Below are 24,022 nucleotides of genomic sequence, written 5' to 3' on the forward strand. Positions count from 1 at the left end.
GATTTCTCCTTCGTCGAAAGGACACAAAAATGGGGCTTCGACTTCGCTCAGCCTGACAAAAGAGGGTAGAAGAAAAGATCAGTGAAAATCTGTTTAATCTGCTTAATCTGCGTGCTTATATGTAAAGAGATTTTCGAAACGAATTGCACGAATTGACGTGGAGGGCTTCGACTTCGCTCAGCCTGACAGACGGTTGTAAATCTAAAATCTGAACTCTAAAATCTACAATAAAAAATCCCGTCTCAATTAAGAAACGGGATTTTTAGCATGATATTTTTTTATTTTAAGCCGTTACCGCGGCTTCTTGTGGTAACGAAATTTGATTTTTAAGCAAATCTTCGAAGGTTTCGCGCTCACGGATTAAGATTCCCTGACCGTTCATCCACAATACCTCAGCAGGTTTGTATCTGGAGTTGTAGTTGGAAGCCATTGAGAAACAATACGCTCCTGCGTTTCTGAAAGCAAGAATATCACCTTCGGTAATTTCGTGGATTCTGCGGTTGTTTGCAAAAGTATCGGTCTCGCAAATGTATCCTACTACAGAGTAGAAACGTTCTTTCCCTTTTGTGTTGGAGATGTTCTCAATATGATGTGAAGAACCATAAAACATTGGACGAATTAAGTGATTGAAACCACTATCGATTCCGGCGAAAACGGTTGACGTTGTTTGTTTTACTACGTTAACTTTGGCCAGGAAGAATCCGGCTTCACTCACTAAGAATTTACCAGGTTCGAAAATCAAGGTTAAATCTTTGCCATATTCAGCACAGAAAGTGTTGAATCTTTTGGATAATTTTTTACCCAATTCTTCGATGTCTGTTTCGATATCATCTTTTTTGTAAGGTACTTTGAAACCGCTTCCGAAGTCTAAGAACTCTAATTCTTTGAAGTGTTTTGCAGTATCGAACAAAATTTCGGCAGCATACAAGAATACTTCGATATCTAAAATATCAGAACCGGTGTGCATGTGAATACCTACAATGTGCATTTTTGTGTTTTCAACAATTCGCAATATATGGGGTATCTGATGTACAGAAATTCCGAATTTACTATCAATGTGTCCTACAGAAATATTAGCATTTCCTCCCGCCATTACGTGTGGATTGATACGAATACATACTGGTATATGAGGATGTTTTGTTCCGAATTGCTCCAGAATAGATAAATTGTCGATATTGATTTGTACACCCATTGCGGCAACTTCTTCGATTTCTTCCAAAGAAACTCCGTTTGGTGTAAAAAAGATTTTTTCAGGGTCATAACCGGCATGAAGCCCTAATAAAACCTCTTGAATGGATACGGTATCCAAGCCAGATCCCATGTTTTTTAATAACTGGAGAATGGCAACGTTAGACAATGCTTTCATAGCATAATTAACTCTTAAGTTTTCTACCTTAGAGAAAGCTTTAGTTAATCGATTGTACTGAGACTGAATCTTCTCGGCATCATAAACGTATAATGGACTTCCAAATTGGTCTGCTAACTGCAGTAGATCTTTTGCTTGCATTTGTAAACTATTTTTGGCAAACTTATTACTCTTTTGGGGATTGACAAATTTTAAAATGAAAAATAACAAATCATAACAATTTGTTATAAAACCAACAATTGAATAAAATGTAACTTTTCGATATAAATACTTCTTATTTAGAATAAATAAAGATTATATTTGCCCAAAAATTGCATTTTAATCATTATTTATGAAAAAAATTACTACATTTTGCCTATTGAACCTTATAGTTTCAATAGGATTTGCTCAAGAAAAGACGAAAGACAGTTTAGCGACAAATAATTTAGATGATATTATTGTAACGGCAAGCCGGAAAAAAGAGAGCATAAAAGAAGTTGTTTCTTCGATTACTATAGTAGGAGAGAAGAAAATTCAAAGCCAGACTATAATTAATTCAAATATTAGTAATATTCTACAATATACGGTTCCAAGTTTAGCTACTGCCGGAAATCAAACTTCAAACTACGGGCAGACTTTAAGAGGAAGACCTTTTTTGGTTATGATTGACGGAGTGCCTCAATCTACGCCACTGCGAAACGGAGGAAGAGATTTACAGGTCATTGATCCTTTTTCTGTTGAAAGAGTCGAAGTAATTAAAGGAGCAACATCCATTTACGGTAATGGAGCCGATGGAGGGATTATCAATTATATTACAAAGAAAAACCATAAGGAAAGGCCATTTTCAGGTTCTGCACAATTAGGTCTTATATCACAACCCAAAACGTTTGCAGAATCATTTGGATACAGAGCATCGCTTTCTTTTACAGGAAAGATAGAGCGATTTGATTATGTTGTCGGGTTTACTAAAGAAAGAACAGGAGTAATAAAAGATGCCAATTCGGTAAATACTTCTCCTTTTTACAGTTTATCTAATTTAAACACCTATAATGGATTATTAAAAATTGGCTATCAATTAACCGACAAACAAAGATTTGAGTTTTCGTATATTGGTTATGCTTCAAGGTCTTTTTTAGATCAGGATGTTAAGATTGGTAAGTGGGGCGAGATTCCTACTATTGGAGTTGAGTCTGAAAGGAGATTAGGAACTCCGGAGGGAACGCCGAGAAATCATAATTTTAGACTTTCTTATACCAATTCAGAGATTTGGAATAATACAGCATTAAATGTAAACATCTACTCACAGGATTTCAGAACGGTCTACGGGTATGACAGAGATCAGTTTTTAAATGGCGGACAGTCCAATGTGGCTTCAAAGAAATTAGGACTTAGGATGAATTTTGATTCCCGTCTTTTTTCAAATGATACTTATAAAGCAGATTTGATTTATGGAGTAGATATTCTTCAGGATGAGACTGTTCAAAAATTAGAAGATGGGCGTTTCTGGACTCCACAAATGAAAATGCAAAATACGGCACCATTCGTCTTAATTAAATTTGATGCCTGGGAAAAGTTTACTTTGAAAGCGGGAGCGCGATACGAAAACATCAAAGTTAAAGCAGATGATTTTTATACACTACCAGTACTTAATGCTAAAAACAATACCTACAACAATAGTATTTTTGTACAAGGGGGTGATTTAGAATATAATGCTTTTGTGAGCAATATTGGTTTACGATATAATATTATGCCGGAGGTAAATGTCTTTACCAGTTACTCTCAGTCTTTTTCGATCAATGAAGTAGGGCGTATTTTGAGAACTTCTACAGAAAGTGTTATTTCAAAATTACCAACTGATCCGATCATCGTAAATAATTACGAAATGGGTGTGGCGGGAACTATTAAAAAATGGATCAACTATGAGCTGACGAGTTTTTGGAGTACTTCAAAACTGGGAGCGACCTCTGTTCAATTGCCAAATGGTTCTTTTGCGATGCAGCGTGCTCCGGAGAATATTTGGGGATATGAGGCAGTCATAAATTTGAAACCATTGGAGGTTTTAAGTTTCGGAGGAGCTTTCGCTTGGCTAGAAGGTAAAGTGGATAATGATAATAACGGAACATACGAAAAGTACATTAACGGTTCTCGTATAATGGCTCCAAAACTTACAACTTATATTCAAGTACGTCCAACAAAAAAATTAGATGTAGAATTAAGCAGTCTGCATAATTTTGAAAGAAACCGATTTGATCCTAACCCAACAACAAATTTGTATAGTGTTAACGAAGGGCCTGTAAAAAAATATACTGTTTTTAATTTAAGCAGTTCTTATCTTATTGGCAAAGCATTAAAATTAGGATTAGGGGTTGAGAATTTATTCAATAAAGATTATTCTCCAAATATGGCATGGTGGCAAGCGAGAGACAAAGACTTTGTTAACGCCCCGGGAAGACGTGCTACCGTACAAGTTCAATACAACTTTTAATTTCTTTCAGGTTTAATCTTCAAAATACTGTTTTGAATCAGGGCAGTTTGAAAACCTGAGATTTTACCAATACAATAAACAACTTTTTAGACTTACTACCTCGGAGCTCAGTTCCGGGGTAGTTTCTTACTGTCTTTTTTGAAAAAATAACAGGATTTTTTTAAGAAAATAAAGACAAATACAGATTGAGATTCATAGCATAAAAACTAAGGTCTGTAAAATTTATAATACCCTATAATTACGAATACAAATTAAACACAACTAAAACTAAAGAATGAAAAAATTGCTAAAAACAATAATTGGAGCCTGCTTCATGACTTCATTTATGATCGCCTCGGCGGCAGAGAATGAAAATGAAGGAGGAAATGAAAAAGATAAAGGCACACTAAGCGGTCACATAACAACAAGCGACGGAGCACCAGCGGGCTCAGTTTCGGTCTATATTAATGAGTTAAAGAAACATCGTATTACGGATGGAGATGGTTTTTATCAGTTTGAAAATTTAGAAGAAGGGGAGTATACTTTACATGTTTCGATGTTGAACTATAAAATCGTTACACACAAATTTCAAATTAAGAAAAACGAAACCACAACGTTAGATCTGCAATTGAGTGTAGAAGCGAAAAAATTGAAAGAAGTCGTTGTTACAGGATCAAAAAAAACATCAGGGAGTATAGAAATAGGGAAAAACGAAATCAATAGAAACAGAGGTACTGCCAATGGAGATGTTTTGAACGGTATTCCGGGTATTTCCGTAAACAACATACGAAACGAAGCCGGTGCTTTGGATATTGGTATCCGTGGTTTGCAAGGAGACGGCCGAGTGCCTATTATGGTAGATGGAAGTTTACAATCTGCACAGACCTTCAGAGGGTATATGGGGTCTAGCGACAGAACGTATATCGATATGGATTTGGTTAAAAAAATCAAAGTAGACAAAGGCTCAAGTACTAATCCTAACGCCATTGGTGCTACCGGCGGATTTGTTGAAATGGAAACAATCGACGCTGAAGATGTAGTATCGGGCAATAAGAAGTTTGGAGTATATATAAAAGGGAATATTTTTAATAACAGCCAGCTTCCTACTATTCCAAAGGATGAGGATGATCAGGTATATTATATTTTGCAGGACAATTCTAAACGTGACCGAATTAATAACGGAAGTGCTACAGCTGCAATAGCTTTCAAGGACAAAAAATTTGACGCACTTGTTGCTTATAATGTGCATACACAAGGGAATTATTTTGCAGGAGAAAACGGTGCTGACCGATATGGTTACGATCCTGTTTACTATGATACTTTTGACCCTGAAAATAGTGATAAATATAAAAAACCGGTAATACAACCCGGAGAAGAGGTAGTAAATACCAGTTACCAAAGTCAGTCCGCCCTAGCGAAATTAGGCTGGAATATTGCACCACACCACCGTGTGGAGTTTAATTACCGTTACCACAAACAAAAAGCAGGTGAAGTATTAGCGGCTTATTGGTATAAAAACAACAATGACAAAAATTTTAAGGATCTTCCGGATGATGTAGAAAGTGTGCCGCAATGGGCATTGGGTACTGCTGAATTGAATAACTATACCGTAAATTACACCTTTAACCCTAATGATTTGGTTCATTTAAATGTTTCGGTATTTGCTAATGAGGCTAATTTTTTTCAACGCAACGGTTTAATTCAAACGCCGGGTGCGGGCAATGGAGATCAGTATTTACATCGTTTTACAAATGATAGAAAAGGGGCATTGATTTCAAATCAAACCAAGTTTTCCGGAATTCCACTTACGCTGCAATACGGTATCAATACACAGATAGAAAAAATAGTTCCAAAAGATGTGCCTGAGGGCAGAACGGGATCTTCGCGTAATGGTAAGAGAGAGGAATACAGCGCATTTGTAGCGGGAGACTTAGTAGTAAATAAGTTTTTGTTTCAGGCCAATATGAGAGTGCATGAAACAAAAGTATCCGATTACAATGCCGATAGAGACTTGAAATACGATGCCAAATTGAACATTGGCGGAAAAGTGATTTATACACCAATCCAACAACTTAACCTATTCGCAAAAGCGTCTAATACGTACCGTAACCCAAGTTTGTATGAATCGACAGAATCAATTCAGACTTTTAGTTATAATGAAAAATACCCTTTAAGAGCTGAAGGAACAACCACTATTGAGCTAGGGTTTGAAAGTAATTTTGACAACCTGCTTTTGGAGGATGATCACTTTAATTTTGGTGCCACTGTTTTTCAGAATAATACAAGAGGATATATTTCAGCGGCAACCATGATGCCGGATTATGATTTTATATTTTTAAATTATGATCGTTTTAAATTAAAAGGATTGGAATTGGCAATGGGGTATATTTCCCGTCAATTCTTTTTAAATGCTTCTGCTATTTTGTATAGAGATGCGGTAGTAACTTCTAATATTTTGGGTGCTCAGGATGGAACAAATCCAACCAATTCACTTGGTTTTGCCTGGAGTCTTTTACCGGCAAGAATCCCGCCAAAACAATCTTTTATGGCTGAAATTGGAGGAAGTACAGAGGATAAAAAACTAACCGTTGGAAGTAGATTAAGATGGCACAGTTTGAAAGAAAATCCTAAAGACTGGTTAGAAGGGACAGGTGCTTCTTCTGTTGCTACGACCATTCCGGCAGATTATATTTTGGATGTGTATGGAATGTATCGTTTTAATGATAATTTTATTATGAATTTGAACATAGGCAATGTAACTGACCGTTATACTTATGATGTAGGTACAGTTATCACAATGCCGGTACCCGGAAGAACAATCCGTTTAGGTATGGAAGTTAAGTTCTAAGAAGCGTCACAGCTTAGAAATAGCATTTTTTTAGGATCAATTTCCGATATTAAATAACAAACCCCCTTTTTTAATTTTGAAAAAAGGGGGTTTCGTTTTATAAAAAAGATTTGTTTATCATTTATAAACTTGGTAAATCACCATTTCCTTTGGTTGGTAAATTAGTAGAACCCATTAGGAATAAATCTACCTCTCTTGCTGCTTCACGACCTTCAGAAATAGCCCAAACAATTAAAGATTGTCCGCGACGCATATCTCCGGCAGTGAAAATATGAGGAACATTGGTTTGATAATTTTTAGCTTTATAATTGCTTCTCATGTCAATTTCAAGGCCTAATTGTTCACTTAATGTTTTCTCTGGGCCTGTAAAACCTAAGGCCAATAAAGCCAAATCGCAAGGCCAGATTTTTTCTGAACCTTCTTTTTCGATTAATTCAGGTCTTTGTCCCGGCGTCATTTTCCATTGTACTTCGACTGTTTTTAATCCAACCAATTCTCCTTTTTCGTTTGCTAAGAATTCTTTGGTGTTGATTAACCAGTTTCTGTTACAGCCTTCTTCGTGAGAAGAGGAAGTTTTTAATTGCAACGGCCAGAAAGGCCAAGGAGTTGTTTCGCTTCTTCCAACGGGTGGTTTTGGTAAAATTTCGAAATTGGTAACCGATTTGGCACCGTGTCGGTTAGAAGTTCCAATACAATCTGAACCGGTATCTCCACCACCAATCACAATAACATCTTTACCAGTTGCCATTACCTGATCCGGAATTGATTCTCCGAACAATACTTTGGTTTGCTGCGTCAGGAAATCCATTGCCTGAACAACGCCTTTACTTTCGATTCCTTTAGTAGGCAAACTTCTTCTTTCGGTTGCTCCGCCGCACAAAACGATAGAATCAAAAGCATTTAGTTCGTCTACGCTAAAGTTTACGCCAACATTGACATTGGTTTTAAAAGTGATTCCTTCTGCTTCAAGGATCGCTACACGTCTGTCGATGATTCCTTTTTCTAATTTAAAATTCGGAATCCCGTAACGTAATAAACCTCCAATAGCGTTGTCTCTTTCAAAAACAGTTACCGTATGTCCGGCTCTGTTTAATTGTTGTGCTGCTGCCAAACCTGCAGGACCCGAACCAATAACGGCTACCGTTTTTCCGGTTCTTTTTTTAGGAGTCTGTGGTTTGATCCAGCCTTCTGCGAAACCTCTTTCGATGATGTTTTTTTCAATATTTTCAATTGCAACAGGCTCTTTTATGATTCCCAATACACATGATTTCTCACACGGAGCAGGGCATAAACGACCTGTAAACTCTGGAAAGTTATTAGTCGATTGTAAAATATCTAAGGCACTTTGCCATTCTTCCTGATGCACCATGTCGTTAAAATCAGGAATTAAATTTCCTAACGGACAGGCGCTGTGGCAAAAAGGAATACCACAATCCATACATCTCGAACCTTGTTCTTTTATTTGCTCTTTTGCTAACGGAATCGTAAATTCATTATAGTTGCTAACACGTTCTATAACTTCAATATTACTTTCGTCGGCTCTTCTATATTCTTTAAATCCGCCTATTTTACCCATGACTTTTTCTTTAAATTCCAATTTTTGAATTCCAAATTCCAATTTTTTAAATTCCAAATTCCAAACTTTTTAACCGCAAGACTAGCAAAGCGGTGTGGTCAAATTTGAAATAATCTAAAATCTGAATTCTAAAATCATCTAATCTGCTATTAATTCTTCTATTTTCTTTTCTTCTGCAATTCTTTGTAATGCTTTTTTGTAATCAGTTGGCATTACTTTTACGAAGTGGTTTTGTTGATTCTCCCAATCTGCTAAAATTCTTTTGGCTAATGGACTGTTGGTGTACAAAGAATGGTTTTTAATCAGTCGTCTTAGTTTTGTGATATCGGCAGTTTCGATTGGGTCAAAAGCGACCATTTCCATGTTGCAGGATTTCGAATCAAATTGCTGCTTTGGATCGTAAACATAAGCCACACCGCCGCTCATACCTGCTGCGAAGTTTCGGCCTGTTTTTCCTAAAACTACGACTGTACCACCCGTCATATACTCGCATCCGTGATCTCCAATTCCTTCTACAACCGCAGTTGCTCCGGAATTTCTCACACAAAAACGCTCTCCGGCCATACCATTGATGTAAGCCTCTCCGGTAATAGCGCCATAAAGGGCAACGTTACCAATAATGATGTTTTCTTCAGGTTTGAAAGTCGCAGTAGGAGGTACTTTGATAATTAATTTTCCTCCCGAAAGTCCTTTTCCTAAATAATCATTACAGTTTCCGTGAATTTTAAATGACAATCCGTTTGTTGCAAATGCACCAAAACTTTGTCCGGCAGAACCTTCAAAATCAACTAAAATAGTGTCATCGGGTAAACCTTGTGCGCCATATATTTTTGAGATTTCATTACTCAAAATGGCACCTACAGAACGGTCTGTATTTTTAATTTTAAAGGTAACTCTTGTTTTTTCTTTTCTGTAAATAGACGGAATTGCCTCTTTGATGATTTCGAAATCCAATACGTTTTCAAGGTTGTGATCTTGTTCTGTCGTATTGTGATTTGGAACCGTTTTGGCTTTTTCCGGTTTGTATAAAATGGACGATAAATCTAAACCATTTGCTTTGTAGTGTTTGATCGCTTTATTGACATTTAATTTTTGCGACTGCCCTACCATTTCTTTTAAGGTTCTGAAACCTAATTGTGCCATGATTTCTCTTAACTCTTCAGCAATAAAATACATGAAGTTGATTACGTGCTCCGGAGTTCCTTTGAAATTTTTTCTCAATTCTGGATCCTGAGTGGCAATACCAACCGGACAAGTATTTAAGTGACAAGCTCTCATCATGATACAACCTGAGGCTACTAATGGAGCAGTAGCAAAACCAAACTCTTCGGCACCCAATAATGCTGCAATAGCTACGTCACGACCTGTTTTTAACTGTCCGTCACACTCTAAAACCACACGGCTTCTTAAGTCATTTAAGATTAAAGTCTGTTGTGCTTCGGCCAAACCAAGTTCCCACGGAATACCGGTATGTTGTAAAGAAGTCAATGGTGCTGCACCTGTTCCTCCGTCGTAACCTGAGATTAAAATAACATCTGCTTTGGCTTTGGCTACACCGGCAGCGATGGTTCCAACACCCACTTCAGAAACTAGTTTTACGTTGATACGAGCTTCACGATTGGCATTTTTTAAGTCATAAATCAATTGCGATAAATCTTCAATAGAATAAATATCGTGGTGCGGCGGTGGCGAAATCAGACCTACATAAGGGGTAGAGTTTCTGGTTTCTGCAATCCAAGGCACTACTTTTTCTCCTGGTAACTGTCCACCCTCACCAGGTTTAGCACCCTGAGCCATTTTAATTTGGATTTCTTTAGCGTTGGTCAAATAATTGATCGAAACACCAAATCTTCCTGAAGCGACTTGTTTGATCGCACTGTTTCTGGAATCACCGTTGATTTCTTTTTGGAAACGTTTTGGATCTTCTCCACCTTCTCCAGAATTACTTTTTCCGCCAATTCGGTTCATTGCAATAGCTAAGTTTTCATGCGCTTCTCTACTGATCGATCCGTAAGACATTGCTCCGGTTTTGAATTTTTTTACAATTTCAGTCCAAGGTTCTACTTCATCAATAGAAATCGGATCTAAATTATTGAATTCGAATAAACCTCTGATGGTCATTAAGTTTTCACTTTGCTCGTTGACCATATCGGAGTATTCTTTATAGCTTTCCGGACTGTTCAAACGAACGGCTTGTTGTAATTTAGAAATCGTAGTCGGATTGAACATGTGTTTCTCTCCCGATCTTCTCCATCTGTAAATACCTCCAATTTCTAAAGGCAATAAGTTGGCGATTTTTGAATTTGGAAATGCTTTCTGGAATCTTTTCTTTACTTCTTTTTCAATTTCCATCAGACCAATTCCTTCAATTCTGGAAGGAGTGTAAGGGAAATATTTCGTAGAGAATGTTTTATTTAAACCTAAAATCTCAAAAATCTGAGCCGCTCTGTACGAATGTAAAGTAGAGATTCCAATTTTATTCATGATTTTTAAAATCCCTTTTGCAATCGCTTTGTTATAGTTGATAATCGCATAATCAGCTTTGACTTTGGTAATAAAACCTTGGTTTACCTGATCGTGAATAATCTCATTCACCATGTACGGATTGATTGCACTGGCTCCATATCCAAACAATAAAGCAAAATGATGCGGTTCGCGTGGTTCTGCAGATTCGATTATGATTCCGAATTTAGAACGAACTTTCAAAATGTTTAAAGAATGGTGAATGTAAGAGCAAGCCAATAGCATCGGGATCGGAGCTAATTGCTCGCTAACACCTCTGTCAGAAAGAATGATGATGTTATGGCCTTCAGAAACCGCTTTGTAAGTAGCCTGAACGCATTTTTCTAAAGCACGCTCTAAACCGTTAACTCCTTTTTCGATCTTATATAAGGTAGAAATAGTCGACGATTTGAAATCTTCGTGATCTATATTTTTAATTTTATCTAAATCCTCGTTAGAGATAACAGGATTTTGGATTTTTAATTTTTTGCATTGTTTTGCTTCAATATCAAAAATATTAAAATCACCACCAATGGCTAAACTAATGTCGGTAATAATCTCCTCACGAATACCATCCAAAGGTGGGTTGGTAACCTGAGCAAACAATTGTTTGAAATAGTTGTATAATAATTGTGGCTGATCTGATAAAACGGCCAGAGGAGTATCGTTACCCATAGAACTGATCGCTTCAGCGCCATCTGATCCCATTGGGTTGATAATTGTTTTTAAATCCTCGATCGTATAACCAAACAAACGTTGTCTGGTCTGGAAATCCAATTTCTCAACCGGAGTAGGGTTGTTGGTATAAGGAACTTTAGACAAAGGAAGCAAGTTAGCCTCAACCCATTCTTTGTAAGGACGTTTGGTTACGATGGCTTTTTTGATCTCTTCATCTTCAATGATACGACCTTCATTCATGTCAACCAGGAACATTTTCCCCGGTTCTAAACGACCGTGCTGAATTACGTCTTCCGCCTCGATATCAAGAACACCAATTTCTGATGACATGATTACGAAACCACTTTTTGTCAAAGTATAACGGGAAGGACGCAAACCATTTCTGTCCAGTAATGCTCCAATTACATTTCCATCAGTAAACGGAATAGAAGCTGGACCGTCCCAAGGTTCCATGATACAAGCGTTGTATTCGTAGAAAGCTTTCTTTTCCTCCGACATGGACTGGTGTTTTTCCCAAGCTTCAGGAACGACCATCATCATGGCTTCTGGTAAGGAACGACCGGTCATTAATAAAAGTTCAACAACCATATCCATCGAAGCAGAATCTGATTTTCCTTCTAAGATAATCGGGAATAATTTTTTGATATCATCACCAAAAATTTTGCTTTCCATTAGTTCTTCACGGGCGCGCATTCTGCTCACATTTCCGCGAAGGGTATTGATCTCCCCGTTATGACACATGTATCTGAAGGGTTGTGCCAAATCCCAGGAAGGAAAAGTATTGGTAGAGAAACGTTGGTGTACTAACGCTAAACGTGTCACCAAGTCGGGATCTTTCAAGTCAATATAATAGCGGCTGATGTCTTCCGGCATCAAGAGACCTTTATATATTATAGTAGTGGTCGATAGGCTAGTAAAATAAAACATATGACTTTCGGAGGTTTTAGAGCCTCTTATCGCATGTTCGGCAATTTTTCTAGCTGCAAAAAGTTTTGCATTAAATTCTTGTTCCGTTAAATCCTGATTGTTTTTGCTAACAAAAACCTGTTTAACGGTTGGTTCTTTTTCTGCGGCAATCTGCCCTAAATTTTCAACGTCAACGGGTACATCTCTCCAACCTAAGATCTTTAAATTTTGATCTTTAATAGTTGCTTCGAACGCATTCATGCAAAAAGAAACCTGGTTTTTACTTTTTGGCAAAAAAACCATTCCTACTGCATACTCACGTGTTTCAGGGATTTCAAAATCACATACTTTCTTAAAAAAATCATGTGGGATGTCAAATAAAATTCCGGCTCCGTCTCCGGTTCTTCCATCAGAACTAACGGCACCACGGTGTTCTAATTTTATTAAGATATCCAATGCTTTGTGAATGATGTCATTAGATTTAATACCATTCAAATTACAAATAAATCCTGCACCACAATTGTCGTGTTCAAATTCAGGCAAATAAAGCCCTTGTTCTTTAACTCTCATTCTTGATATTTTTTCTACAAAAATAAAGATTTCGTTAAATATAATTCATTGAATTAGTTGTTTGACTTACATTTTTGTTGTAATATTAGAAAAAGGGTTCTAAAATGTCAATATTATTATTTAAAGCATTGCGAATTATCAAAATCATAATCGGCTTTAAGATATTTTAAGAAAAATCGTCGCTAAGCTATTGATACCGTTGGTATTTTTGTTAAAACTCAAACGATATAGTATTTTTCTCTTCACAATTTATAAGCAATTGTTTAACGATTAATTTGCTTTAAAAAGGAATAACTCCTTAATATAAATTTGAGACATTTTTAATTGAAAAAGATTTTACTATTCAGTTGAATTTTGCTATTTTTGTCGCACTTTTATTCTGAAATAAATTCAGAACCAGACAAATTCTATATTATGAACATACACGAATATCAAGGAAAAGAAATTTTAGCGAGTTACGGAGTACGCATTCAACGCGGAATTGTGGCTAACAATGCAGTTGAAGCTGTAGCTGCTGCAAAACAATTAACTGCCGAAACTGGTACAGGATGGCACGTGATTAAAGCGCAAATTCACGCAGGTGGCCGTGGAAAAGGTGGTGGAGTGAAACTAGCTAAGAACTTACAACAAGTTGAAGAGATTGCAGAACAAATTATCGGAATGCAATTGATTACACCTCAAACTTCTGCTGAAGGTAAAAAAGTAAACAAAATTTTAGTAGCAGAAGATGTATACTATCCTGGTGAAAGTGAAACGTCTGAATTTTATGTTTCTGTTTTATTAAATAGAGCTACAGGTCGTAACATGATTATGTATTCTACTGAAGGTGGAATGGATATTGAAGAAGTTGCTGAGCACACACCTCACTTAATCTTTACTGAAGAAGTTGATCCTAATGTTGGATTACAAGGTTTTCAAGCAAGAAGAATTGCCTTTAATTTAGGTCTTTCTGGAAATGCTTTTAAAGAAATGATTAAATTCATTGATGCTTTATACAATGCTTACATTGGTTCTGATGCTTCTATGTTTGAAATCAACCCGGTTTTAAAAACATCTGACAACAAAATTATGGCTGTTGATGCTAAAGTAAATATCGATGATAATGCTTTATACAGACAACCTAAATATGCTGAAATGCGTGATATCCGTGAGGAGAATCCAATTGAAGTAGAAGCTAAAGAAGTAGGTTTAAATTACGTAGATCTTGACGGTACAGTTGGATGTATGGTAAACGGAGCTGGTCTTGCAATGGCAACTATGGATTTAATTAAATACGCTGGATTTGAGCCTGCTAACTTCTTAGACGTTGGTGGAACTGCAGATGCAAAACGTGTTGAAACTGCTTTCCGTATTATCTTAAAAGATCCAAACGTAAAAGCAATTTTGATCAATATTTTTGGTGGAATCGTTCGTTGTGACCGTGTGGCGCAAGGAGTTGTTGACGCTTACAAAAATATGGGTGATGCTATCAATGTGCCAATTATCGTTCGTTTGCAAGGAACAAATGCTGAAATTGCAAAAGAATTAATTGACAATTCAGGTATGCCAATCTTATCAGCTGTTCAATTCCAAGAAGCTGCTGACCAAGTTAAAGCTGCATTATCTAAATAATACAATATCGTGCGTTGTAGAGATGCACAGCAGTGCATCTCCACGGCAACAATATCGATAAAAATAGAAAAACCATTCGTTCTGCGAATGGTTTTTTTATGTTATATATGTAATGTTGAGATGCACAGCAGTGCATCTCCACGGCAACAATATCGATAAAAACAGGAAAACCATTCGTTCTGCGAATGGTTTTTTTTATGTTATATATGTAATGTAGAGATGCACAGCAGTGCATCTCTACGATAAAAACGCAAAGCCCACAAAGCCATGATGATTGATATAGCCTTGCGAACCTTGCGTTCAAAATAAAAATAAAATCCTTGCGCACTTTGCGGTTAAAAGCCCCCGCTGTCTGTTATTTCAGAATCGTAGCCAGTTCTACAATTTCAAAATTAGGGTCGTATTTTATAAACTCGCGAATCATAGCAGTATGTCCCGCTCCAAGTAAGACCATTATTTTATCATCTTTACTTTCTGTTAGTTTTTGAATTAAGGAATACATATAAAGATTTCTTTTATACCATTCAGAAACCAAAAAAGCACCTACGAAATTATCGTTTTTCCCAGCCCTGTTTGCGGTGCCAAGATACCATTCCACATTTTCTTTGTTTGATTGGTTTGAGTTATAGTCTATTAAAAGTTCCGTTAGATTATATTTTTTCATTTTTTCGTTTTGCGATTGCTCGAAAAGTTTCATGTCCTCGTCATTGCTTTTTAATAAATCTAGTTGATTGGCTTCTTTCATACCTTTGGTTAAACTATCGTAAGGAAAACGAGTTTGATTATAATCAATGGCAAATAATTTTTTATGACCTAGTTTTTTAGCTGCTCTTAAGGCTAGTTGTACTCTTTCATCCGCTTTTTTATGAAGTAAACTGTCCGTGTTTAGAGCATAGAATTTATCCAGTTTGTCCTGTTTTTGGTAGCCCCATTCGACGAAAATTTTATCCGGACCAAATTCTTTAATTTTATTGGTGATGTTTTCCAATTCCTTTTGGCTTTTTTCGCTCATTACATCAAATGTCTTGATTTTTGCTACATCAAGACCCGGGTTTTCAAAATGAAAGGTTCCGATTAATAAGATTTGTTTCTTTTTTGGTTGAGCCGTAATAAGATTCAATGAAAGAAAAATGGCTAATAAAATGATTTTTTGCATGATGGTTTGGTTTAAATTCTATGCAAAAGTAGGCGGGAAGTACAGCTTGTTTTTTAATTTTTGATGAACACGTTCTTCTGAATTACCAACTAGTCGAATTGAGGTCACAAAAAAGTCATATAACGTTTTTAGAGGTTCGTCATTAGAAGTGGCAGTTCCATATAAATAATAGCTTCGTTAAAAGGTATAATTGTATTTTTGGAGCTATTAAAAAGTTGTTATGAAACTAAAAGTCCCTTTCTATTATCATATTGTTTTGTTTTTGGGTTTGTTTGTTACTTTTTACCTCTGGGGTATTGGTGTCGGCAAGAAAGACGAAACTTTTATATTCGATAAGATACTTTTCTTATTCTCATTCAGTCAGTTGTTGGCGATTTTTGCTATTTATATTCTAAATTTCTATGCTTTTTGCCCTTGGTTTTTAAACAAAAAAAGATTCGTTTTTTATTTGTTGACTATTCCGGTTTCCTTGCTTCTTTTTGCAGGAGTTCGGTATGTGTTTCAGGAAATAATTATTTTTGAAATTACCGGGATTCATAATTATGTAGAAGAATCAAGAGAAGTAGGGTTTTACATCAGAGACAATTTTTTCTTTGGTTCACCGGCAGTGATTTTAAGTTTTTTTAGTTATTTGTTCTGGCAGTTTCAGGAGACACAGAAACAAAACCAAGAATTACTTTTGGAAAATAAAAAAGCCGAATTTCAAATACTGAAATCCCAAATTAGTCCGCATTTTTTGTTTAATACACTAAATTCATTTTACAGCCAGTTAATCGGAAAAGATGACGAAATGGCTTCAGATGTTTTGGTGTTGTCGGATTTGCTTCGTTATGTTATCACAGAGACGGATAAAGAAGAAGTTTTGCTTTCAAAAGAAGTGCAGTTCATTAAAAACTACATTCATTTGCAGCAAAAAAGATTTGAAGATCAGTTGTATTTGAAATTCTCTGTCAACGGTGAATATACAATTGAGAAGATTTTACCATCTGTGTTAATTCATTTTATTGAAAATGTTTTCAAGCATGGGAAATTAAATGATCCTGAAAAAAGCGCAATAATTTCGATTGCAATAAAAGAAGATTTTTTAGAAATTGAAACCTTTAATTATAGCATTGAAGGAGAAAATTATTATTCGACAGGAATTGGATTTGATAATCTGATGAAACGGTTAGAATATGCTTATAAAGACAAATTTATACTCGAAAAAACAGTAAATAATGATACCTTTAAAGTGTATCTGAAAATCCCTTTAAAAAAATAGTTATGGCTTTTAAGTGTATAATTGTTGATGACGAACCACCTGCAACACGAATTCTTAAAAATTATGTGGAGAAAGTTTCTTTTTTGGAGGAAGCAGGAATTTTTAATGACTCTTTAAAAGCATTAGAATTTCTGAATTCCAATAAAGTAGATGTTGTTTTTCTGGATATTCAAATGCCGCAACTCACTGGATTGCAGCTTTCCAAAATTATTTCCAAGGAGGTGAAGGTTATTTTTACAACCGCATATCCCGATTTTGCATTAGAAGGTTTTGAATTAAATGCTGTAGATTATTTACTGAAACCAATCGCTTTTGAACGTTTTTATCAAGCCGTTTCAAAACTCAATGCTGAGGTTAAAACAGAAATTGTACCAAATAATCAGAAAGAATTTATATTTGTAAAAACTGATGGAAAAAATAAGTTCCAAAAAGTACTTCTGAACGATATTTTATATGTCGAAAGTTTGCAGAATTACGTTTGTATTCATACTTCGAAGGAGCAGATTATTACCCATTCTTCTCTAAAAAATGTAGTGGAATCACTGCCAGGAAATGACTTTATCCAAATCCATAAATCCTATGTCGTAGCTTTAAAACACATTGAATCTACGGATAGTTTTTCGGTTTTCATGAATGGTAAAGAATTGCCAATTGGAGCGACTTTTAAAGAAGCCTTTTTTGAGAAAATAGAAGAAAACAAAATATAAAAAAAATCCATTCGTCAACGAATGGATTTTTTTTTTTTTGAAATCATCTGTAAAACGCAAAAAGAAACACATTTCACAGCTCACAAATCTAAGAATTTTTATTCTTCCCGTTTTTGTAAATTACTTTCTCTACCACCTGTACTTTAGGAGTAGTTTTGGTATTGTTTTTCTTGAAAGGCTTTTTAGCAGCTCCGGTTTTTGAAGGTTTTTGATCACCTCTTGCTCTTTCACTGTCTTTCGGGGCAGCCTTAAATTCCGGTCTGTCTTTAGTATTTTCTTTCTTTGGAATTTCAGCTTTATGTTTCGCTAAAACGTCGTTTGGATTTTTCGGATTTTCTTTCGTTCCTCTTAAATGAATTACCAATCCGTTTAAGAAGTTACGCAAAACCTGATCACCACATTCCATGTAATTCTCATGATCTTCGGCTCTAAAAAAAGCACCTAATTCTGATTTTGAAATTCTAAAATCTACTAATTCTAAAATCTCAACTATTTGGTCATCACGCAGCATTAAAGCTACACGAAGTTTTTTTAGGATATCGTTGTTCGTCATTGTTTAATTTTTTACAAAGGTACGTTTTAAAAACAATCAGATTGCAATTTATTGAATTGGGCTTATGATTTTTTGACAAGAATTGCACGATTTTCCACGAATTATATTTTAATCGTAACGCAATTAATGAAAATTAGTGTAATTCGTGTCAAACCCTTTTTACTTTGAGTCCAAATTATAGTCGTTTAAAACGTTAATTATTTGATCTGCGCTATTGAATTAGACTTATTATTTTTTTGCCACGAATTACACGAATTATCACGAATTAAATTGTAAGCGCAACGTAATTAGTGATAATTAGTGCAATTCGTGTTAAACTCTTTTTACTCTGAATCCGAGTTGTATTCGTTTAGAACATTAATTATCCGGTCTAAATCTGATCTCAAATGATTCGCTGTAATCACAATGCGATTGATGTCTTTAGCGTTTTCCTGATATTTGAAATTGGCGATTATAATTTTATTTTCCTTAAGAATTTCCGTTATCCGGTCAATCTCGATGTATAATAAAGGATAGGTTTTATTAAACTTTATCGTTTCGTTTTTAAAGAGTTTGGAATCAATATAACTCAGATTGTCTAAAAGTTTTTCATGCTGACTTTGATAAATTCCAGCAGCTTCCGCCAGCGTTTGTACAAAAGCAGGATTCATACCGGCGGCTGAAATAAACGTGTCCAGTTTTTTTATTTGATTGATGAATGCTAAATCACCCGCAATAACTCCTCCCGTCAAACCAAAAGCCTTTCCTGAAGAAGAAACCAAAATTTTGCGTTTAATCGGAAGTTGTATTTCAGAGTAAATTCCCGAGCCATTTTTACCTAAAATGCCGAGAGAATGCGATTCGTCGACAACCAAAGTAATGGCTTTATGATTTGGAATTTCTTTTAAAATCGATAAATCAATCGCTTTTGTTTGATAAGAAGGAACTGCATCCGTAAGAATCGTAATGCGCTCCAGCGTTGCATCTACTAATCTCGGATTGATTTTAGCATCAATAAAAACTGGAAGGCTGTTATTGGCTTTAATTGCAGGGTGTGCATCCGGGAAATGAAAATAACAATCCGTTTCTTTATTCAATTCATCGATTACAATTTTTCCGGCCAGCATTCCCGAAGAGACTGTTACGGCAGCTTCAGCTTTAATATGTTTTGCCAAAAAAAGTTCACCGTTATCATAAGCGGTGAGTTTAACGTTTGCATTTCTGGAACTTCCGTAGGTAGTTCCCCATTTCAGAATGTTTTTAATTACCAAGTCCTGAAAAGCCTTGTGGACAGATAAACCCAGATAAGCTGTTCCGCCAAAATACAAATACGATTCTTGGTCTATCTCAATAATTCGATCCGGAAATTGATTGACTTTCATTAAACTTTATATTTTAGTTGATTTCTTGAGCGATTTAGTAAAAAAAACATACTTCTTTCGAACATACAGCTATGTGTCTTCCAAACAAGTGAAACGCCTTTTTATAAATCAATAAAAACTATGTGTTAAATTAGTATGTTCAACGAATTAACTTTACACCTGTTCCATTGAGCTCAGAATAGCTGATAATACCATCTTTTATGGTTACTCCAGTGGCAATATCTTGTGCTAAAAGCAATGCCCCATCCATATCAACATAATCCAATTGCGGCAATAAATGAGCAATGGCCGAAATTCCCACTGTAGATTCGGTCATACAGCCTACCATTGTTTTTAGACCTAGTCTTTTGGCTTCTTCAATCATGCGTTTCCCCGGAGTTAGTCCGCCGCATTTTACCAATTTGACATTTACTCCGTGAAAATGATGGTGACATTTTGCAACATCTTCTTCAAGGATACAGCTTTCATCTGCAATTACGGGCAAGGCTGAGTGTTTGAAAATCTCTCGGTGGCCCTCCCAATTATCGGCTTTTATGGGTTGTTCGAGAAATTCAACCCCCAATTTTTTTAATTCGATCGAATTATTGATGGTTTCGTCGACGTCCCAATCGCAGTTGGCATCGATTCTGAAAATGGCGTCGGTGTGTTTTCTAAGTTCTTTTACGATGGCAATATCTTCTTTAGTTCCCAGTTTAATTTTATAAATTGGCCATGGAAGTTCTTGCATTTTGGCGACCATTTTTTCGATAGAAGCAATCCCTATTGTGTAATCTGTCATTGGGTTTTTGTCGATCGAATACCCCCATAAGTCATACAGTTTTTTGTCTTTTTTACGGGCGTACAAATCCGTGTAAGCCAAATCTAAAGCACATAAAGCAAACATATCCTGTTTTAGATAAGGATATATTTTTGCCCAAAATACTTCGGGAGTTTCGTTTTCTGTGGCTTCGATAACAGCTCTTATTTTTTCTAAATCCGCTATCATTACAGGAACTGTCGTTTTGTAATACGGATTCGAAGTTGCTTCTCCAAAACCCGAAAAACCATCACTTTTTAATTCAACGATCAACGAAGGCTGAAAATCAATTGACTCTCTGGAGATGGTAAAGGTGTGTTTTAGTTTTAGATCGTATGCTCTTAAAATCAATTCCATATGCTGTGTTTTTTTAATTCAACCATAAAAAAGCGGTCACAAAATTATCCCGCCAGAGTTTTTCATTATGCTGGCCGCCTTTCACAATTTTTGATCGCGTAAGATGCAGACAGTAGCAACGGTTTTTGTCCAGCAACCGCTCCATTTTAGTCATATCTTTTACCATATCGTCATCTTCGTTGTCACCGCACAAAAAGTAAAATTTGGTCTTTATTTTAGGTGCTTTTTCTGTTAAAGTGTAAATATCGTTCGAAAACCAAAAGGAAGGTGAAAAAACGCCTGCTTTCCCAAACACCTTCGGATATTGGAATGCCGCATAATACGAAACCAATCCACCAAGGGAGCTTCCCATAATAGTGGTGTTTTTAACATCGGGCTTGGTTCTGTAGTTTTTATCGATATATGGTTTTAGGGTTTTAACGATAAACTCAAGGTAATTATCGGCATTTCCGCCTCCATACTTTTCATTTTTATAAGGCGTTAGCTCATCTGTTCGTTTGTCATTTCCATGTTCAATTCCAACAACAATCACTTGAGCTTTTAGGCTGTCCAGTTTTTCGTCGACATTCCATTCTCCTGCGTAGGAAGTTTTGGAGTCAAACAAATTTTGAGCATCATGCATGTAGAATACAGGATACTTTTTCTTTATTGAGGTGGAATAATTTTCAGGTAAATAAATCCATATTTTTTTGGTGGTTTTTAGCTGAGGAGCTTCAATAGTGAAAGTCGAAACATTTTTTGATGCCGTGCTTTCTTGCGCAGTACTGCTAAAGATTGTCCCAAGGAAAACGAAAAAGAAGAATAGCCGAATCATGTGTTTTTTTGTGTTTTAGATTTAAAAACAATAATTTAGCTAAAAATAATAAATTGATGAATACCGAAGAACAAAAGAGAAGTTTACTTTTAGAAATGATTGCGTTCTCAACAGTTGATGGTCAGTTGCACAAACGCGAATTGGAGTTTTTGTGGCTGGTAGCGCAGGAATTGAATATCGATAAAAAAGAATTTCAGGATTTATTTCATCAGGAAACTTCACCGTTAGCCATAAAATCGGAGTTTCAGCGTATTCAGCAATTTTACAGACTGGCTTTGATTATGCATTGTGATGGCGTTTTGCACGAAAAGGAAGCATCAGCAATACAACAGATCGCAATTGAGATGGGTTTGAATCCAATTGCAACAAAACGAATTTTAGATCTGATGCAAAAAGCACCAAACGCTTTGATTGATCCTAAAGTGTTGCTAAAAGTTTTTCAGGAACAACACAATTAAGGCAATTGTTCCTGTAGTTTTTTGATATCGTCACGCAATTTGGCTGCTTGTAAAAAGTCCAGATCTTTGGCTGCTTTTTCCATTGATTTTCGTTTCTCGCGAATCATTTTTTCTAAATCAGCCTTAGACATATAAGCCGTATTAGGTTCTGCTGCAGTAGTCAGAGTATGACCTAATTCATATTCAACCAATGGATTTTTCGTAAAAGCACTTTCGATTTTTTTCTTTAGTGCCTGTGGTATAATGTTGTTTTCAGTATTAAAATTGATCTGTTTGGTTCTTCTATAGTTGGTTTCGTCAATTGTTTTTTGCATACTGGCAGTGATTTTATCCGCATACATAATGGCTTTACCATTTAGATTTCTTGCCGCACGACCAATAGTTTGTGTCAACGATCTGTGACTGCGCAGGAATCCTTCTTTATCAGCGTCAAGGATGGCAACCAGGGAAACTTCAGGTAAATCCAATCCTTCACGAAGTAAGTTAACTCCAATTAAAACATCAAAAATACCTTTTCGCAAATCCTGCATGATTTCGATACGTTCCAAAGTGTCAACATCGGAGTGAATGTAACGACAACGAATATTCACTTTGGTTAAATATTTCGCCAATTCTTCGGCCATTCTTTTGGTTAAAGTAGTGACCAAAACTCTTTCGTCTAATTCACAACGCACCTGAATTTCTTCGATTAAATCATCAATCTGGTTCAAACTTGGACGAATTTCTATAATAGGGTCCAACAATCCTGTCGGACGAATAACTTGTTCTACATAAACACCATCACATTTTTGTAACTCATAATCGGCGGGAGTTGCAGAAACATAAATGACCTGATTTTGCATGGCTTCAAACTCTTCGAATTTCAAAGGTCTGTTGTCCATTGCAGCTGGTAATCGAAAACCGTATTCTACCAAATTTTCTTTACGGCTTCTGTCGCCTCCGTACATGGCATGAACTTGCGAAACCGTTACGTGACTTTCGTCCACTACCATCAGATAGTCGTCTGGAAAATAATCCAGTAAACAGAAAGGTCTTGTTCCGGCATCTCTTCCGTCAAGATAACGCGAATAATTCTCAATTCCCGAGCAATAACCCAATTCCCGAATCATTTCTAAGTCAAAATTGGTACGTTCTTCCAAACGTTTTGCTTCCAGATGTTTTCCGATTTCCTTAAAATAATCGACTTGTTTTACTAAATCTTGTTGAATTTCCCAGATAGCACCTTGTAAAACATCCGGAGAAGTCACAAACATGTTAGCCGGATAAATTGTCAGTTTATTGAATTTCTCTATTACTTGAGAAGTCTTGGCATCGAAAGATTCTATTTCTTCGATTTCGTCTCCGAAAAAGTGAATTCTAAAAGCATCATCAGCATAACTCGGATAAACTTCAACAGTGTCACCCTTGATTCTGAAAGTTCCGGGTGTAAAATCGGCTTCAGTTCTGGCATATAAACTTTGAACCAAACTATGCAATAATTTGGTTCGGGAAATAACTTGATCTTTTTCTATTGCAATTACGTTTTTCTGGAATTCAACCGGATTTCCGATACCGTATAAACAAGAAACGGATGCCACAACCAAAATATCTCGTCGACCTGAAAGTAGGGAAGAGGTAGTGCTCAAACGCATTTTTTCCAGTTCTTCATTGATAGATAAATCTTTTTCAATGAAAACCCCGGTTACGGGCATAAAAGCTTCGGGTTGGTAATAGTCGTAATAAGAAACGAAATATTCAACCGCATTATCAGGGAAAAATTGCTTGAATTCGGAATACAACTGAGCGGCCAAAGTTTTGTTATGCGCTAAAACCAAAGTAGGCCTCTGCACTTCCTGAATAACATTGGCTACAGTAAACGTTTTTCCTGAACCTGTAACTCCTAATAAAGTTTGATATTTTTCGCCATCAACAACTCCTTGTGTGAGTTTTTGAATGGCTTGCGGCTGATCGCCTTTTGGACTATAATCGGAAACTACTTTAAAATCCATTTCGTATAATAAAAGTTCTTATTTACAAATATACGAGTTTGATTTCTTTTTTTGGCTCAAAGTAGAATTCA

15 protein-coding genes are annotated in these 24,022 nt (G+C 36.1%); 6 read left to right on the forward strand and 9 right to left on the reverse strand.

The genetic code is table 11. The annotated features are described in order from the left end of the window. Nucleotides 1-283 precede the first annotated feature (283 nt). Entirely contained in the window at nucleotides 284-1,564 is a 1,281-nt protein-coding gene (gene lysA, locus AB674_RS07665) for a diaminopimelate decarboxylase (protein WP_255663877.1), read from the reverse strand. 133 nt (nucleotides 1,565-1,697) lie between these two features. On the opposite strand from lysA, the gene AB674_RS07670 reads away from it, so the two are divergent. After that, nucleotides 1,698-3,830 carry a TonB-dependent receptor gene (locus AB674_RS07670; protein WP_047775394.1) on the forward strand — a complete coding sequence of 711 codons (2,133 nt, stop codon included), beginning with the start codon at nucleotides 1,698-1,700 and terminating at the stop codon, nucleotides 3,828-3,830. Nucleotides 3,831-4,104: 274 nt separating this feature from the next. Next, nucleotides 4,105-6,657, forward strand: a complete 2,553-nt coding sequence (locus AB674_RS07675) for a TonB-dependent receptor (RefSeq protein WP_047775396.1) — start codon at nucleotides 4,105-4,107, stop codon at nucleotides 6,655-6,657. Nucleotides 6,658-6,778: 121 nt separating this feature from the next. On the opposite strand, the gene AB674_RS07680 is transcribed toward AB674_RS07675, so the two are convergent. Together AB674_RS07680 and gltB are read right to left on the reverse strand one after the other, a co-directional pair. Then, nucleotides 6,779-8,233, reverse strand: a complete 1,455-nt coding sequence (locus AB674_RS07680; protein ID WP_047775752.1) for a glutamate synthase subunit beta — start codon at nucleotides 8,231-8,233, stop codon at nucleotides 6,779-6,781. A 138-nt stretch (nucleotides 8,234-8,371) separates the two neighbouring features. Continuing rightward, on the reverse strand, nucleotides 8,372-12,889 hold the full coding sequence (gene gltB, locus AB674_RS07685) for a glutamate synthase large subunit (protein WP_047775397.1): 4,518 nt from the start codon (nucleotides 12,887-12,889) through the stop codon (nucleotides 8,372-8,374). 414 nt (nucleotides 12,890-13,303) lie between these two features. On the opposite strand from gltB, the gene sucC reads away from it, so the two are divergent. After that, on the forward strand, nucleotides 13,304-14,500 hold the full coding sequence (gene sucC, locus AB674_RS07690; protein ID WP_047775398.1) for an ADP-forming succinate--CoA ligase subunit beta: 1,197 nt from the start codon (nucleotides 13,304-13,306) through the stop codon (nucleotides 14,498-14,500). A 355-nt stretch (nucleotides 14,501-14,855) separates the two neighbouring features. Here the strand turns inward: sucC and AB674_RS07695 are convergent, their stop codons facing one another. Continuing rightward, complete coding sequence (locus AB674_RS07695; protein ID WP_047775400.1) at nucleotides 14,856-15,656, reverse strand: DUF5694 domain-containing protein; 801 nt, start codon at nucleotides 15,654-15,656, stop codon at nucleotides 14,856-14,858. Between the two features lie 220 nt (nucleotides 15,657-15,876). On the opposite strand from AB674_RS07695, the gene AB674_RS07700 reads away from it, so the two are divergent. After that, nucleotides 15,877-16,917 carry a sensor histidine kinase gene (locus AB674_RS07700; protein WP_047775401.1) on the forward strand — a complete coding sequence of 347 codons (1,041 nt, stop codon included), beginning with the start codon at nucleotides 15,877-15,879 and terminating at the stop codon, nucleotides 16,915-16,917. A 2-nt stretch (nucleotides 16,918-16,919) separates the two neighbouring features. Further along, a complete protein-coding gene (locus AB674_RS07705; protein ID WP_047775402.1) occupies nucleotides 16,920-17,624 on the forward strand; it encodes a LytR/AlgR family response regulator transcription factor in 705 nt (234 codons plus the stop codon). Nucleotides 17,625-17,712: 88 nt separating this feature from the next. Here the strand turns inward: AB674_RS07705 and AB674_RS07710 are convergent, their stop codons facing one another. The 4 genes from AB674_RS07710 to AB674_RS07725 form a co-directional block, all read right to left on the reverse strand. Continuing rightward, a complete protein-coding gene (locus AB674_RS07710) occupies nucleotides 17,713-18,177 on the reverse strand; it encodes a DUF1456 family protein (RefSeq protein ID WP_047775405.1) in 465 nt (154 codons plus the stop codon). Nucleotides 18,178-18,500: 323 nt separating this feature from the next. Next, nucleotides 18,501-19,538 carry an aminotransferase class I/II-fold pyridoxal phosphate-dependent enzyme gene (locus AB674_RS07715; protein WP_047775406.1) on the reverse strand — a complete coding sequence of 346 codons (1,038 nt, stop codon included), beginning with the start codon at nucleotides 19,536-19,538 and terminating at the stop codon, nucleotides 18,501-18,503. A gap of 139 nt (nucleotides 19,539-19,677) precedes the next feature. Then, entirely contained in the window at nucleotides 19,678-20,691 is a 1,014-nt protein-coding gene (locus tag AB674_RS07720) for a dipeptide epimerase (protein WP_047775408.1), read from the reverse strand. Nucleotides 20,692-20,704: 13 nt separating this feature from the next. Next, nucleotides 20,705-21,505 (reverse strand): alpha/beta hydrolase, encoded by an 801-nt coding sequence (locus tag AB674_RS07725; protein WP_047775409.1) that lies wholly within the window; start codon nucleotides 21,503-21,505, stop codon nucleotides 20,705-20,707. 56 nt (nucleotides 21,506-21,561) lie between these two features. Between AB674_RS07725 and AB674_RS07730 the strand changes: the two genes are divergently transcribed. Next, the gene (locus AB674_RS07730) at nucleotides 21,562-21,963 is read left to right on the forward strand and encodes a TerB family tellurite resistance protein (RefSeq protein ID WP_047775411.1); all 402 of its coding nucleotides are present in this window, start codon (nucleotides 21,562-21,564) and stop codon (nucleotides 21,961-21,963) included. Here the strand turns inward: AB674_RS07730 and uvrB are convergent. Then, nucleotides 21,960-23,951: an excinuclease ABC subunit UvrB gene (gene uvrB / locus AB674_RS07735; RefSeq protein ID WP_047775413.1), complete on the reverse strand. Its 1,992-nt coding sequence runs from the start codon at nucleotides 23,949-23,951 to the stop codon at nucleotides 21,960-21,962. The genes AB674_RS07730 and uvrB overlap by 4 nt on opposite strands. Between the last annotated feature and the right edge of the window lie 71 nt (nucleotides 23,952-24,022).

Source organism: Flavobacterium sp. ABG (assembly GCF_001027725.1).
Lineage (GTDB): Bacteria > Bacteroidota > Bacteroidia > Flavobacteriales > Flavobacteriaceae > Flavobacterium > Flavobacterium cupriresistens.